15 protein-coding genes are annotated in these 14,586 nt (G+C 35.3%); 2 read left to right on the top strand and 13 right to left on the bottom strand.

What is annotated here, in order from left to right:
• Positions 1-105: 105 nt before the first annotated feature.
• Positions 106-534, top strand: a complete 429-nt coding sequence (locus tag IPN41_00960) for a hypothetical protein (protein ID QQS60535.1) — start codon at positions 106-108, stop codon at positions 532-534.
• Between the two features lies 1 nt (position 535).
• Here IPN41_00960 and IPN41_00955 read toward each other — a convergent pair whose 3' ends face one another.
• From IPN41_00955 to IPN41_00925, 7 genes are all read right to left on the bottom strand, one after another.
• Positions 536-1,378, bottom strand: a complete 843-nt coding sequence (locus IPN41_00955) for a TatD family hydrolase (protein ID QQS60534.1) — start codon at positions 1,376-1,378, stop codon at positions 536-538.
• A gap of 87 nt (positions 1,379-1,465) precedes the next feature.
• A complete protein-coding gene (locus tag IPN41_00950) occupies positions 1,466-1,981 on the bottom strand; it encodes a CvpA family protein (protein QQS60533.1) in 516 nt (171 codons plus the stop codon).
• A gap of 93 nt (positions 1,982-2,074) precedes the next feature.
• The gene (locus IPN41_00945) at positions 2,075-3,769 is read right to left on the bottom strand and encodes a hypothetical protein (protein QQS60532.1); all 1,695 of its coding nucleotides are present in this window, start codon (positions 3,767-3,769) and stop codon (positions 2,075-2,077) included.
• A gap of 135 nt (positions 3,770-3,904) precedes the next feature.
• Positions 3,905-4,870 (bottom strand): bifunctional oligoribonuclease/PAP phosphatase NrnA, encoded by a 966-nt coding sequence (locus IPN41_00940; GenBank protein ID QQS60531.1) that lies wholly within the window; start codon positions 4,868-4,870, stop codon positions 3,905-3,907.
• Positions 4,870-5,193, bottom strand: a complete 324-nt coding sequence (locus IPN41_00935) for a ribosome-binding factor A (protein ID QQS60530.1) — start codon at positions 5,191-5,193, stop codon at positions 4,870-4,872. Before IPN41_00935 ends, IPN41_00940 begins: the two co-directional genes overlap by 1 nt.
• A 5-nt stretch (positions 5,194-5,198) precedes the next feature.
• Positions 5,199-7,184 carry a translation initiation factor IF-2 gene (locus IPN41_00930; protein QQS60529.1) on the bottom strand — a complete coding sequence of 662 codons (1,986 nt, stop codon included), beginning with the start codon at positions 7,182-7,184 and terminating at the stop codon, positions 5,199-5,201.
• A gap of 148 nt (positions 7,185-7,332) precedes the next feature.
• Positions 7,333-8,046, bottom strand: a complete 714-nt coding sequence (locus IPN41_00925; protein QQS60528.1) for a YdcF family protein — start codon at positions 8,044-8,046, stop codon at positions 7,333-7,335.
• Positions 8,047-8,265: 219 nt separating this feature from the next.
• Here IPN41_00925 and IPN41_00920 point away from each other — a divergent pair, with 219 nt between their 5' ends.
• Complete coding sequence (locus tag IPN41_00920) at positions 8,266-10,101, top strand: T9SS type A sorting domain-containing protein (protein ID QQS60527.1); 1,836 nt, start codon at positions 8,266-8,268, stop codon at positions 10,099-10,101.
• Positions 10,102-10,253: 152 nt separating this feature from the next.
• On the opposite strand, the gene queA is transcribed toward IPN41_00920, so the two are convergent.
• From queA to IPN41_00890, 6 genes are read right to left on the bottom strand one after another with little or no spacing between them, the layout of a single operon-like run.
• Complete coding sequence (queA, locus tag IPN41_00915) at positions 10,254-11,291, bottom strand: tRNA preQ1(34) S-adenosylmethionine ribosyltransferase-isomerase QueA (protein ID QQS60526.1); 1,038 nt, start codon at positions 11,289-11,291, stop codon at positions 10,254-10,256.
• Complete coding sequence (locus IPN41_00910) at positions 11,291-11,851, bottom strand: PH domain-containing protein (GenBank protein QQS60525.1); 561 nt, start codon at positions 11,849-11,851, stop codon at positions 11,291-11,293. The genes queA and IPN41_00910 overlap by 1 nt, the downstream gene beginning before the upstream one ends.
• Position 11,852: 1 nt before the next feature.
• Positions 11,853-12,119 (bottom strand): hypothetical protein, encoded by a 267-nt coding sequence (locus IPN41_00905; GenBank protein QQS60524.1) that lies wholly within the window; start codon positions 12,117-12,119, stop codon positions 11,853-11,855.
• A 41-nt stretch (positions 12,120-12,160) separates the two neighbouring features.
• Positions 12,161-13,159, bottom strand: a complete 999-nt coding sequence (ruvB, locus tag IPN41_00900) for a Holliday junction branch migration DNA helicase RuvB (protein QQS60523.1) — start codon at positions 13,157-13,159, stop codon at positions 12,161-12,163.
• Between the two features lie 4 nt (positions 13,160-13,163).
• Positions 13,164-13,631, bottom strand: a complete 468-nt coding sequence (locus tag IPN41_00895; GenBank protein ID QQS60522.1) for a hypothetical protein — start codon at positions 13,629-13,631, stop codon at positions 13,164-13,166.
• Between the two features lie 16 nt (positions 13,632-13,647).
• Complete coding sequence (locus tag IPN41_00890; protein ID QQS60521.1) at positions 13,648-14,430, bottom strand: 3'-5' exonuclease; 783 nt, start codon at positions 14,428-14,430, stop codon at positions 13,648-13,650.
• Between the last annotated feature and the right edge of the window lie 156 nt (positions 14,431-14,586).

Here is a 14,586-nt window from a genome sequence, read left to right as displayed (position 1 = left end):
ATCCCCGACCAAGTCGGGGATGACAGTGTATAAGCTGGGATGACAAAGGAGAGTCGAAATAACAAAGGCCATGCTATACTTAATCTATTATAAATAACTTCCTTTATGAATATAGAAAATAAATTTTTTCATGAATCTGTGCCAGACTATATGTCCGTTATTAACGCAATAGACAAACATTATAAAGAAGTCCTAGGATATGAGGCCTTAAAGAAAAAAATAGAACCTCTTTTCACTCTCGAAGGCGGCGTTATTCATCCAAAACTCAATGGCGCAACTTTTCAATTTTGGGCAATACCAGAGATTGCTCCGCCTGAACACCCAAATATTGTCCCTGATCCAAAAGATTTTGTAGCTGTAAATTATGAAGGTAATATTCCTGATAAAAAAGAAGATTACTTTAAACAACTAGTATTTAGGAGCTTTAGTGAAGCTGAAGCCGAACTAAAAAAAAGAGCAAAAGAATTATTTAAAGACAATGAAAAAAAAGAAATTAAAGAGAGCATAAAAGAGGTATATGTTCAGGCAGCCTAAATTATTTCAACTTAAACAATTGCTTAGCATTCGCTGTTGTCATCTGAGCAATATTATCAACGCTCACTCCCCTAATTTCAGCAATACGCTCGGCAACAAATCGAACCAAGACTGGCTCATTACGTTTTCCTCGATGTGGCTCGGGTGTCATATATGGTGAATCTGTTTCAATCATTATTTTATCAGCTGGAATTTTACGAATTAATTCATCCCACCGTTGGCTAAAGGTAATCAAACCAGTAAAAGAAATAATTAAACCTAAATTAAAATACTGCCAAGCTAAATTTTCATCACCAGAGAAACAATGAATAACACCCCAAGGCCGATCTTTAGGAATCATTTCTTTGTACTGATGACGAAAATTTTGTAGTAAAGGCAGTAAATCATCATGAGCCTGACGGCAATGAATAATGGCCGGCAAATCAAAACGTCGAGCTAATAATAGTTGTTCAGAGAGAACTAATTTTTGTTCTCTTTTTATTGCTTCAATATCAAGATCGGTTTCACGCCAAGAATAATCTAAACCAATTTCACCAATCGCCACGGTTTTTGGAAATTTTGCCAACGTAGCATACATATCAAAATTAAATTTTTCCGCTGGAATTTCTTTTGGTCCATCAGCTGTTTCTTCTATATATGATTGAAGGGACTGTGGGTGTAAACCGATAGCTGCCCAGACGCCTGATTCATAACGATTAGCTTGTTCTAAAGCTTTTTTTGATGACTTATAGTCGGTGCCAATAATCACTAGCGAAGTGTGGTGATCAAGGGCACGTTTAATAACCTTATCAGCATCAAGGGCAAAGGCTTCGGTATTTATATGACTATGAGTATCAAAATACATAGAGTTAAATGCAAAACGTTAAAATGATAAAACTAAAAAAATTCTATACCAATTTTGCAGTTTTTATTTTTATAGTTTTATAATTGCCTAAATGATTGTTTGAATCTTTTTATAAATCTCCGGCAAAATCGGGGCTAAAATTTTTGAGAAACTAATTAAGAATGATGCGATTTTTGATCCCTCCAACCACTGAGCTAATAATAAACCAGCTGGTAAATATTTTGAAGAAATATATAAAATTAATCCAAGAGCCAAAGCTCCTTCCACAAAACCAAAAACTGCTCCAAGTAAGCGATTAATTGTTTTTACAAAAGGAATAATCGTTATCACTTTGAAGGCTTGTTCAAATAAAATAAATACCCAGCCAACCAAATGACTTATGATTGAAAAACAAATAATAAAACAAATAACCTTACCGATATTTGGATTACCCGGCCACCACTGATCAACCCAGGAGAAAACAGAAAGATAGTAACGTGATGCAATCCAAGCTCCAACCAATAAACCAGCCAACATCCCCACGGCTCTAATCAAACCAAAAAAGAACCCATAAAAAACAAAACCGGCTAGAATAATTAATAAAATAATATCAAAAATAAACATAGAAGTTCAAAACTAAAAACTCTTAAATATCAAAACTACAAAAGCGAAAAAAATTTTGTAGTTTTATGTTTTAAAAATTTTACTGTTTAGTGTTTATAGTTCATCCTTACGTTCTCTAACATACCTGGTCCACTGTTCAGCAATTTCAACTAATACTTTAAATGGGGCTTCAATAATAAAATCAAGAATAAAGGCAAAAACATTAAGACGGGCAAACTTTCCGGATAACCATTTTCCAGTCGCCACAATTGGTACCGAGAAGAAATCAATCAAAAAGCCCATAATATTTTCACGAGCATCAATCACAATCCACTCTTTGGCTGTTCGACGAATACGTATAATAAAGAAGCTGGCAAAAGCCAAGAAGAATAGGAATATAATAACGCTTACCCAACTAAAATGTATTATTTCCAAGAACCAAATAGTTAATCCAAATGAAATGAAAAAGGTTATGGAATAAATTAAGGTAAAAATAACATTCATAACACGATGGCGACCACGTGGTTTTCTCAGTTTAATAGGCGGACGTTTTTTTTCATTAAATACAATCTCCTCAATTCCGGTAATAATTCGTTTAGTATTTTCATCACCAGGTAAACGAATAAAAATAATGGAAAGAAATATCAACACCGCTGGGAAAGATACATTAATCGCCAATGAAAGAATATTAATTGTTTCTCCAAAAAACTGGGTGGCTGGGACTTCAAGCAAAACAACAAACACTGACTTGGTCAACAAGATATAAATAATACTTCGCCAAGCAGCCCGCCAGAGAGTATTTCGAGCTTTAGCATAACGACGACTACATGCTAGCTTTATTTTACGTTCAAAGACTTTTGGATCTTCGCTAAAGCTTTCATAAATGCCAACCGGATCTTCGCGAACTACATCTTCAAGAATTTTAAAATACACCGTATAGGTACCAACTATTCGATTTAACTGAGCTGATAACGGATGAGCCAATTGCTCATCAATAACTCGTTTCAAAGTTGGTAATTGCAAAGCAATTTTTTTCAAAGATACTGAAGAAACTTTCTCCCAATCACTGTTAAAATAACGGAATAATATCAACGACAGCATGTCGTCATCAAATTTTAATAAACTTCGATAAATCGCTACATAAATTTGAATTGGTAAATCCTGTTCATATGGTAATGAATCTGGTAATTCAATTCTTTTCTCAAGCATTCGATACATTGCCAAAACCACTGTCCGAGTTACTTGGTTAAAACCAATATGCTCTTCAATCTCAGCCGCCGCCAAGCCCATTAACCAGTTAGTAATTTCTGTTCGTCTTTCTAGATTTCCCTTTTTTTTATTTTTTTGTGAAAAAAAGTTAAATTGGCTAACTGTTTCACTTAAAGCTATATCTCGAAGAGTTGTATACTTACTAATAATACTAGCGACTTCATCAATCTTATTTTCCGGAAGTTTATTATTTGGCAAATAACTAGCTCGGATTAATTCAATCAAAAGATGCTGAGCTAAGGTTCGACTATCCTCAGAGCGAGCGCGTCTAACCGAACCTTCAATTACAAGTTGGCGTTTGAGAATACGAAATATTGCATCTTTACGAAGAAGATGATCTTCAGAATAATGGACAGCATTACGAATTTTTTCGTAATAAAAAGACATCTTGGAAATCAAGTCTGAAACTTGTATTCGCACAATGGTTTCATCTTCAGACTGGGGCTGTTGTTCAAGATACATGGCTTGAAAAATCTTTTTTGCCCCCGGTGTCACAGTCATTATTTCTGGCTCTTCGTGTTTTGCTGCAAGTGATGACATAGGTTTATAAAAAATATAAAATACTAAAACTACAAAATTTCAAACAACTCTATATATATCATCTTAATTATGTTTTTTATTTTTCAGTTTTGAAGTTTAGCATATCCTTCCTCTATAACTGTAGCCTTTTTAAGCCTAAGTTTCAACTCTCCAGCCTGTTTTAGTCGCTCGTAATTTTCCAGGAATACTAAAACCAGCTGCTTTCCGATGTCCACCTCCACCTAATCTTTGGGCCATTTTTCCAACATTAATATCATCACGAATAGTTCGTAAATTTCCACGTACATAACCGTGTATATCTTCTCGCAAAACGAGAACCGCCTTATTCTCCGATAATGATGAAATAAACTCAGCAAATCCTTCAATCGCCTCATCAGAGGCATTGGTCGCTTCAAAATCAGAGGCAAGAATTACCGTATAAGTCATATCATAATCTTCTATTTTTGTAAGACGTGATAAGGCAATTCCCCATAGTTTAAGATCTGGTAATTTTTTGGTACGCCAAGTTTTTTCTATAATTTTTGTAAGACTTGCACCTTTTAATAACATGCTGGCAGCGGAAGCAATCGTATACTGGCTAGTGGCTGAAAAACTAAAATTACCCGTGTCGGTTAAAATACCCGTTAATATTGAACGGGCCATATCAGTATTCAACCGATAATTAAGTGACTGAGAAATTTTATATAATAGCTCAGTCGTTGAAGCCATTGTTGGTTCCCTAATTTCCAAATCAGAAACTGCTTCAATTGAGGGATGGTGATCTATTTCAATAAAAAATTGGTCTTTATTTCTTTGTTTAATTTCTTCAGATACATTAGTGCGTGCAAGACTACCACAATCCAAACTAATAATTACATCAAAATCAGAAATAGCAAAAGAATTTTTATCAACATTAAACTCATGATAATGAGGTAAAAAAGATAAACTGCTTGGCAAAGGACCAGCAGTATAGGCAAGATATTTTTTTTGAAGCTGTGTCAACCATTCACACATAAACCCAAGTGAACCAAGGGCATCTCCATCAGGAAAAATATGGGTAATTAATAAAATATTTTTGGCGCCCTGAATTTTTTCATAGGCTTGTGTATATTTTAAGTTCATCACAACGATTGAAAAATATCTTCAAGAACTGCAGCATTACTTTCAGTGGTATCAAGTTGCCAACGAAAGGAAGGTAACCGTTTCATTTTAATTCGCTTACGTAAGTGCGAAGCAAAGATTCCTGATTTTTGACGAAGTTGTCCAAGAACAGTGCCAGCAAATTTTTCTGGTAAAACCGAAACGGCGACTGTGGCCTCGCGTAAATCATGTGTGCAGTCAACCCAAACCACAGTCACTAGTCCACCTTTTAAGGGAACATACTGAGTTATTAAAAAAGCCAACTCCTGTTGGAGTAAGGCATTTACTTGTTCCATACGAGCCATATAGATTAACCTACTTTCTTAATAATCTTTTTCTCTTCATAACAAACCAAAATGTCACCTATTTCAACAATTGGTTTACCCTCAAAACGAGCCCCACATTCTTGATTTTCTTCAACGCTACTTACTTCAACTTTGGCACTTTGTAAACCAACCAGAGTACCAGTGCTGATCAATTCTTTGTCCCGCATAACTTCAACAATGGCATTAACTTTTATTTCACCATCAAGTACTTTACCGCCAACAATTTGAAACTTTGGTTCGGTTCGAAAAATTGCCAAGACTTTTAATCGACCAAGGTCAACACGTTCAACTTCAGGTTTAACTAATTCTTGAATAGTTCCTTTGATCTCATTAATAAGATCATAAATAATTTTATATAATTTTACTGAAACATTTTTATCTCGGGCTAAATTCTCAACTTGTGGTGAAACTTTAACGTTAAAGCCAACAATCTTGGCGCCATTTGTTTCGGCTCGCAAAATATCACCTTCAGTAATATTGCCAAGGCCCTTACTAATAATCTGAACTCGAACACCTTGAGAATCAATTTTAGAAAGCGAATTCTCAATAGCCTCTCCAGAACCCAACATGTCGCTTTTAATAATTAAATTAATAACTGCGGCTGGAGTTTTTTCTTCAGTATCATCTGAGGTATCAACCAGTTGCGTTAAAGCGGATGGCTGATGAAGACTATACATTTTTGATTTATTTTTTTCACCTTCGCCAACTTCTAAAATATCACCAACCACTGGCACAGTTTTTAAGCCAATTAATTTCACTGGTGTTCCAGGCAGAGCTTCTTTAACTAATGAACCAGTAAAATCTTTAAGTGAGCGAACTTTGCCAGCTGAGAATCCATCAAACATAATTGGATCTCCAACGTGCAGAGTTCCATTTTGAACCAAAACCGTTGCAATCGCTCCTTCGCCTTTATCTAAACGAGATTCAATAATTGTTCCAACGGCTGAAACAGTCGGATCAGCCTTAAGAGTATCGGCCTGGACTTCAGACATTAATAACAACATATCCAAAAGCTCAGGAACACCTTCTGCGGTCTTGGCAGACAATGGAACACAAATTGTTTTTCCTCCCCAATCTTCAACAACAATTTGAAGCATTGACGATAATTCTTGTTTTACTTTTTCAACATTAGCATCATTTTTATCAATTTTATTAATTGCGACTAAAAAGGGTATTTTAGCTGCTTCAATAATACGATAAGCTTCAATGGTTTGTGGCTTAACACCATCATCAGCAGCCACAACCAAAACAGCTAAGTCAGCAACTTTGGCACCGCGATTACGCATGGCAGTAAAAGCTTCATGACCCGGGGTATCAATAAAGGTAATTTGTTTTTGGTTATGAGAAATTTGGTAAGCACCAATATGCTGAGTAATTCCTCCAGCTTCAGAAGCCACAACATCACTATGTCTAATTGTGTCTAATAATTTTGTTTTTCCATGGTCAACGTGACCCATAATAACTACAACGGGTGGACGGGTAATTAAATTATCGGTAGATTCTTTTTCTGCCAAAGAAGTTTTAATTTTGTCTTGAGCTGATTGTGCGTCGTCAATTACTGATTCATCATTAACGGCTGAGACTTCAACTCCTAAATCAGCACCAATCACCGCTGCAGTTTCAAAGTCAATTTTCTCATTCATTGAGGCAAAAATATTGTTCTTCATTAACTCAGCCAAAATTTTATTAATTGGCAGCTTCACTAAAGCCGAAAAATCTTTGACGGTAATAAAAGGTGGCACGCTAATTTTTGTAACATCAGCCGGTGCGACTAATTTTACTTTTACCTCAGCGACGCGACGAGAGGCAAGACGTCGGGACAACATCCCCCAGGAACGAATAATTTTATTTGCTGTGTGATTATCAATTTTGATAGCCTTCTGACCAATATCAAAACCAAGCTTCGGGAGATTATCCCGAAGATCTTGAGGTGGAATTTTGAGAATACGCGCTAATTCAGAGATATTCATGAAGGGAAAATTATCTTTATTTCCTTAAGATTACAATAAAATTTTAGAAATGTCAATAAATACGGCTATTATCAACAATCAAACTAAATAAAATAAAACCCTATTATACAAAATGCGTATATAGGGCTTTTCAAAAAGTTGAAGAAATTCATGACCGGACTTTTTTTGCTAGCCAAGCAATAAATTTCCCTTGGCGATCAAATACTCTTATCGACCGAAGGATATATTCTTTGATCGGCTCAATACAAATGAAATCAAATGTTTCTTTCCTGTGACAGATAAAAAGTCTGTCTTCGATAGGGATCTGCAATTTAGAATCTTCTACAATTCCATCTGCATTTACTGGACAGATCTTTCTTCTCAAAATACTCTCAAAAATTGATTTAGACCGCTTCATATGATACGAAACGGTAATTAAAATAATTTTATCAGCATCATCAATTTGAGAGGAAAATCTATTTTTAACTTCTTTTGCATTCCCTAGGGTATCTAGGGAATCCTCTTCCAGAAGTATTGTCACTTTTTCCAGATTCTGCTTACATTTTTCATCAAAAAATTTCTTCATTGCTTTTGCCTCTGAAATGTTTTCAGGACCGGCTGTATGCCCAGTGGAAAATATTACTATAATCTCAAGACCCTGGTCAATTACTTGTTTTATTTCACAAACAAGCGCAAGAACATTTATTTCGGAATCAGCGGATAATTTTAGTGGGTCCTTTGATTCCCAGTTTTTACCTAAAATTATGAAAATTATCTTTTTGCAGTTTTCATAATCCTGATTATTGCTTCTTGTTATCAAGTTTCCTCCATTTTTATAATGAACAAAAAAATCTTTTCTTTTTATTAGCATTTTTTTAGTCAAAAGTCAATAAAAATCGACTAAATTGTAAAATTAGAAAAATACAAATTCTAAAATTTAATCAGACGCTTTCCAAGGCATAATTTGTATATTTACCCATATTTTATTGAGCATTTTACCCTTGAAAAAAATAATTGACAAAAAAATAAAATTATGATATAGCAAAGGTAGAAAGGAGATACATTAAAAATATTTTTAACCAAAAAATCAAAGGAGAATCAAATGAAAAAGATTTCCTTCTTGATCCTGAGTGTGATATTCATACTCGGATCTATCGGTTCAAAACCGATACAGTCTCAAGCAGCTAAAACGTTCATAAAAAACGATGACTGCGTTGAAAGAGATACAAGTACAAGCGAAGATTTTCGCTATATAAAGGTCGCTGTAAAAGTAATGCTTGCAGGCGCCTTTAATCCATATACTGGCCGAATGCATACGAAGCTTTTTGAATCAAACAGAATCCCACAGCGGCTTACAGATACTAATTTTTTCGATACAAAATATCCTTGGCAATTAAAATGGATTGATTTCGCCGATAACTGTTTTGAACAAGACATCGTCACGTCACAAATGGTGGATTTCATCCAAGTTATTTTAGTGGACAATCCATACAATCCAACAGAAATGCACTGGAGGCTAGCCCGTTTGGATAGCTCCGGAAATATAAGGGATTTTAATAACAAAGAAAAATTCCTTAAGTTTTCTGTAAACCCAGAAAAGGATTACTATATTTGCGTTGTTCATCGAAATCACAACGGAGTTATGTCGTCAACTCCAATTCAGACTGACACCGCGATTTCAACGTATGACTTTACGTCAGATGTTAACAAAATCTGGGGCGGTTATTTCGCTGCTGTTCAGATGATAGACGGAACATGGTGCATGATTCCCGGTGACGTTGCTGGACCATACACAGGCTTTTATTTCGGCAAAGGTGACCATTTTGTTGATGATGGTGACAGACGAGCCTGCTTAAACGATACCGGTAAAATAGAGGTTTACGATGATACAGATTGTAATCTTAATTCCGAAGTTGACATAGAAGATGCCCGTCTTGCGGAATATTTCTATTGTTGGGGATCAGGAATTCCTTTCTGTGTGGCCAACGGAGAGCCATGGCAAGATTCTATACTCATCAACAGAGTGATTGACTACAACATGAATGGACGGATCGACTCGTACGACAAGCAGTACCAAAAATTTGCAAAAAAGAATCCTTTCGTTTTCCCATTTGCACTGGATTATAATGCAGATGGAAAGTTTGATATGAAAGATAGAATGATTGGACGCACTAGACGACAAATTGATAGTCCACTCGAGCTCCCAACTTATACCCTAAAAGGTGGAATTGTTCAGTCGACCACTGACAGTATAGTACTTGACGTATACTTAAAATCAACAGGTACGCGATTTGAGTATAATGGATCACAGTATATTGCCCAAATTGACACGGCTCAATTCTACCCGACAAGCATGAGAACTATAGGTGACTTCATCTATAATAATCAAATTTCACCTTCTGGAATCGTTGTTATGTCGGCAACAGCACCAAACAACGGAGTAATCGTCATCTCTGATACGGGAGATGGCACAGAGATAGCAAGAATAATTATTAAAGGTCAACGTCGTGGATCAGGGAACCCTCAGCAATTAATAACCTGGCGAAATGAAGTTAATCCATTCACGAAAATTTTTGCAGTGTATCAAAATTTACACGTGAATATTACAACCCCAGAAACACACTTCATTTTCAACACCACAACCTCAGTGGGAAATTCACAAACAGTCCTTCCAAAAGATTTCAAACTAACACAAAACTATCCCAATCCATTCAACCCCTCAACGAAGATCAATTATGAACTTCCTTCTGATGGGATAGTAAGCATTAAGTTGTTCAATGTTTCCGGAAAGGAAGTAGCAACTCTTGTCAATGAAGTAAAGACTGCCGGTTACTACACCGTAACCTTCAATGCTTCAAACCTCCCAAGCGGTGCTTACTTCTACCGCCTAGAAGCCGAGAGTTTTATAGAAACAAAAAAAATGTTGCTGATAAAGTAACATCTTGAACTTCCAATCAGCCTTGTGATTCTGCAGGGCTGATTTTATTTTTTCTCTTTATCTCATTATAATATCCTAGAAATGTTTTGAAAATTTTATTGAAAAATAGTATTAATAAATTTATAAAACATAGACTAAATCACAAAAAAAACTTAAGCAACAATCAACATCGCATCTCCAAAACTAAAAAACCTATACTTTTCTTTCACAGCTTCTTTATAAGCCTTTAATATTTTCTGCCTACCGGCTAATGCTGAAACTAACATAAGTAATGTTGATTCAGGTAAATGAAAATTAGTAATAAGACCATCAATGGTTTTAAATTGGTATGGCGGATAAATAAAAATATTTACCCAACCTTGAAAATCTTTTGTTGGGGAAACTCTAAAGGCTGCTTCCAGAGACCGAACCGTGGTAGTACCAACGGCAATAGCTTTATTACCTCGTTTTCGTGCCGAGGTAATTTCTTTAAAAACTTCTTTTTTTACTTCAACCCACTCACTATGCATTTGATGTTTTTTTATAGTATCAACTCGAACGGGTAAAAAGGTTCCAAGACCAACATGCAATGTCACTTTTTTTATTATCACACCTTTTTTTTCTAATTCTTTTATTAAACGAGGTGTGAAGTGTAGACCAGCTGTTGGGGCTGCCACAGAGCCTTTGTGCTTTGTATCGGCATAAACAGTTTGATACTGTTTTTTATATGTATTTTTTAAAGTCTTGATATAGGGTGGTAAAGGGACTTGACCATACTCTTCCAGAAATTTTTGAAATTTTTGACCGCTACAATTAAATTTTACTAACCAAACATCATTAATTTTCTCTTGAACCACTGCCTTAAATTTCTTACTAAAAATAATCTCACTGTTAACTTTAATATGTTTACCCTTAATTAAGCACTCCCAAATTTCCTCTTCTTTTTCTAGAGAAACTAAATGGGACAAAAATATTTCTACTTTTCCACCCGTTAATTTATTACCAATCAAACGAGCTGGAATTACTTTTGAATCATTAATAACCAAAACATCACCTGTATCTAAATAATCAACAATATTAAAAAACCGCCGATGCTCAAGACGACCGGAGGTGCGATGGAGAATTAATAATCGAGACTGGTCACGAGGTGAAGCTGGAGCTTGGGCAATTAAATTCTCAGGTAATTGATAATTAAAATCACTCAACTTCATTAGACTATTTTAGATTCAGAATCACTAGTAGGCTGAGTAGCGGACGCTGCAGCTAATCTAATTAATAAATCTCGAACTTCCTCAGGGTTAGATATTTCTTCAAAATAAAATTTATTAGTTTGAGCAGCTGTTTGCACTGTTAAATTTCCATATTTCCAAACTGTTGGCCAAAATCCATGAGTATCACTGGTAATGTCCTGAATTTTTGCCACCATCTGCTCAGAAATAGCTCTAGAAAAAAAACCATTCTGTTGAATATCAATAATACGTTTATCAGTGATTACCCAAATATCTAGAAAATAATCAATAATAGAAAAGAAAAATAATAACCAGATAAATAACAAATAAACACTTAATGAAAGCAAAATAATTATTGTGGCTACACCAAAATCATTAGCCGAGGGGACAATATCATCAATCATTAAGAAAACAACAGATGGCAATGTTAACAGCAACATAAATAAACCAACCCGCTTTAAAGCAATAAAAATATCTCGATGAATAATTCGAATTACCTTCTCGTCGGGCATTGGATGAGGAAGTTTATATAAGTGCATCATATTAGTATTCTATGTCCATAAAAGACGAGGGTTCAACGCTACTTTGGAAAATAGTGATTTGTTGATACCAATCTATAGGAGCAAGGACTGCGAAAGATAAAAGTAGTAAAACCATACTGCCAAGGAAATATACTAAGCCAATACTAAAGTTAACCATTCGTTGTCCACTATATCGCATTAAATGATAATATCCAACCAAACTTAAAAACAACCAAATACATAAAAAAATGGCGTAGGGAATTAATAAATAGATCAAAGGGAAAGTCATATTCTAAGTATAGTTAAAAACAAATTCTCTATCAAGAAATATTATCTATGCTTACCTAAGTGCTTGTAGGCAATATCAGTCGCCTCTCGTCCTCTTGAGGTGCGATTTAAAAAGCCAAGTTGTAGCAAATATGGTTCATAGACCTCTTCAATCGTTGCCAAATCTTCACCTGTCGCTGCGGCAATTGTGCTAATACCAACCGGGCCACCGGCAAACTTTTCAATAATCGTTTCTAAAATTTTTCTATCAATTCTATCAAGACCCAAATGATCAATATCCAAAAGTTCAAGAGCCTGACGAGATAATTCAGCATCAATCTTGCCTTCTGCCTTAACCTCACAATAATCACGAACGCGACGAAGTAAACGATTAGCTAGACGTGGAGTGCGACGAGCACGCGCTGCAATGGCTGTTGCAGAAGTATCATCCAAATCCAGACCTAATAACTTTGCACTTCGAGCGATAATTTGCTCTAAGTCTTTTAGCTGATAAAAATCCAAGTGATAGGTCATCCCAAATCGATCACGTAATGGCGATGACAACAAACTAACTCGTGTTGTGGCACCAATAATTGAAAAACGAGGTAAATCTAAGCGCAGAATTTTTGCCGAAGGCCCTTTCCCAATAACAATATCTAAACCAAAATCTTCCATAGCCGGGTAAAGTACTTCCTCAACGGTTCGAGGTAAACGATGAATTTCATCAATAAATAAAATATCACCTGGACTTAAATTTGTTAAAATCGCTGCTAAGTCACCAGGTTTTTCCAAAGCTGGACCAGAGGTGACTCTAATCTGAGCTCCTAATTCTTTAGCAATAATATGAGCCAACGTTGTTTTACCAAGACCAGGCGCACCGTATAACAGGACATGATCAATTGGTTCAGCTCGTTGCTTTGCGGCTTCAATTAAGATTAGCAAATTTTCTTTAACTCGTTCTTGACCAATATACTCATCCAAAATTTTTGGACGCAAGCCAACCTCTGCGGAGTCTTCTTCACGCATTTTTGGGGAAAGAGTTGAAGCAATAGTATCGGACATTGGTTTAGAAATAAAAGAAAATATATAAAAATAAGATCATTAAATAATTAAACAGAATAAACCACTTATTTGACCAACTAATTCCGGAAAAATGAAACTTTGAAACCGGCCATAAAATTGGTGTTGGGAAAGCTCGACTGGAATGAGTGAATACATCAATCAGAATATGAAATCCCCAACCACAAACAGCAATTGCCAGCCAATCAAAACCAAACAACATTAATAAAAGAAACACTGCTAACCAAACAATCAAACTATGGAACACATTATACATCTGCATGACATACTTGGGAAACAATGACTGCGGTGGTTTTTTAAAAAATAATACTTTGCGTAAAAATAGAGTATTAAACATCGGCCCAAAACTAATTAAATCCGGTAAGACACCAAAAGCTGTGGCTACTAACCGTTGAGTTGTGGGAGCATCTTTAAAAACTAAATTTGTAAGCAGAGCATGAGAAATAATATCCATAGACTAAAAAAATATCTTAATCGCGTGCTGGAAACTTTCCTTTTAAAGCATCCTTAACTAGCTTTCTAACTTCTTCAGAGAAATCTTGAGCCAACATCCAATCCAAAAACGTCGGTTCTTTCTCCATAACTTCAGCTAAGCTACGATGTTTATGCTTTGAAAAAGCAAAACATACCTGTCCATCCTTCCAATAGAACTTACCATCAGCATCAAAAAAATCTTGAGAATATTTTACTTGCACTTCCATAATTTCTTTGGCACCATAACGATCAATCTGAGCCATAAGAACTTCAGCTGCCGCCAAAGTATCAGCCATAGCATCATGAGCTTCAACTAATTCTTTACCACAATAAAATTGATAAGCAGCCGTTAGATTTCGTTGTTCAAAGGCATGAAAAATTGTTTTTGAATCAATAATATCACTGCTTTGAAAAGAAAAAGTTTCTCCAGCCCGAAGAAATTCTTGACGTAAGAGAGGCAAATCATAGCTAGAAATATTAAAACCACTAAAATAGCAATTTGAAAAAATCTCTAATAATTTTTTAGCCTCATCTTTAAAAAGTGGTGCGTTCGCAACGTCAGTATCAGTAATACCATGAACAGCTGTTGAAGAGGCTGGGATTGACATTTCTGGGTTAAAAAAAAGAGTTGCCTTTTCTGCTTCTTTTACTCCTGGAATATACTTTATATATCCCAATTGAATAATCCGATCATTTAAGATATTTAATCCGGTGGTCTCGGTATCAAAAAAAACTAATGGCCGATCCAAACCTAATTTGGTGATAATAGTAGAGGGCATAAAAAAGGTAATCAACAGAGTTTTTTCTTTTCTCTAAGGCTATAAACATTAAAATTATAGCTTACCACTCTAAAAAAAGCCATAATCCTATGTCTTGCAAATATATTTAAAGAATGGTAGGGTAAAGAAAGATTTCTTATAAATTAATTATTCCAG

This window comes from Candidatus Falkowbacteria bacterium (assembly GCA_016699775.1).
In the GTDB taxonomy this organism is placed as follows: domain Bacteria; phylum Patescibacteriota; class Patescibacteriia; order Patescibacteriales; family Patescibacteriaceae; genus Patescibacterium; species Patescibacterium danicum.
This window is presented reverse-complemented; position numbering and strand designations above follow the sequence as displayed.

Excerpts from the sequence above, each read along its gene's own strand:
- IPN41_00905 (QQS60524.1), bottom strand. The coding sequence starts at position 12,119 with ATGACTTTCCCTTTGATCTATTTATTAATTCCCTACGCCATTTTTTTA.
- IPN41_00950 (QQS60533.1), bottom strand. The coding sequence starts at position 1,981 with ATGTTTATTTTTGATATTATTTTATTAATTATTCTAGCCGGTTTTGTT.
- IPN41_00920 (QQS60527.1), top strand. The coding sequence starts at position 8,266 with ATGAAAAAGATTTCCTTCTTGATCCTGAGTGTGATATTCATACTCGGA.
- IPN41_00910 (QQS60525.1), bottom strand. The coding sequence starts at position 11,851 with ATGATGCACTTATATAAACTTCCTCATCCAATGCCCGACGAGAAGGTA.
- IPN41_00895 (QQS60522.1), bottom strand. The coding sequence starts at position 13,631 with ATGGATATTATTTCTCATGCTCTGCTTACAAATTTAGTTTTTAAAGAT.
- IPN41_00945 (QQS60532.1), bottom strand. The coding sequence starts at position 3,769 with ATGTCATCACTTGCAGCAAAACACGAAGAGCCAGAAATAATGACTGTG.
- IPN41_00955 (QQS60534.1), bottom strand. The coding sequence starts at position 1,378 with ATGTATTTTGATACTCATAGTCATATAAATACCGAAGCCTTTGCCCTT.
- IPN41_00940 (QQS60531.1), bottom strand. The coding sequence starts at position 4,870 with ATGAACTTAAAATATACACAAGCCTATGAAAAAATTCAGGGCGCCAAA.
- IPN41_00890 (QQS60521.1), bottom strand. The coding sequence starts at position 14,430 with ATGCCCTCTACTATTATCACCAAATTAGGTTTGGATCGGCCATTAGTT.
- IPN41_00930 (QQS60529.1), bottom strand. The coding sequence starts at position 7,184 with ATGAATATCTCTGAATTAGCGCGTATTCTCAAAATTCCACCTCAAGAT.
- IPN41_00935 (QQS60530.1), bottom strand. The coding sequence starts at position 5,193 with ATGGCTCGTATGGAACAAGTAAATGCCTTACTCCAACAGGAGTTGGCT.
- queA (QQS60526.1), bottom strand. The coding sequence starts at position 11,291 with ATGAAGTTGAGTGATTTTAATTATCAATTACCTGAGAATTTAATTGCC.
- ruvB (QQS60523.1), bottom strand. The coding sequence starts at position 13,159 with ATGTCCGATACTATTGCTTCAACTCTTTCCCCAAAAATGCGTGAAGAA.
- IPN41_00960 (QQS60535.1), top strand. The coding sequence starts at position 106 with ATGAATATAGAAAATAAATTTTTTCATGAATCTGTGCCAGACTATATG.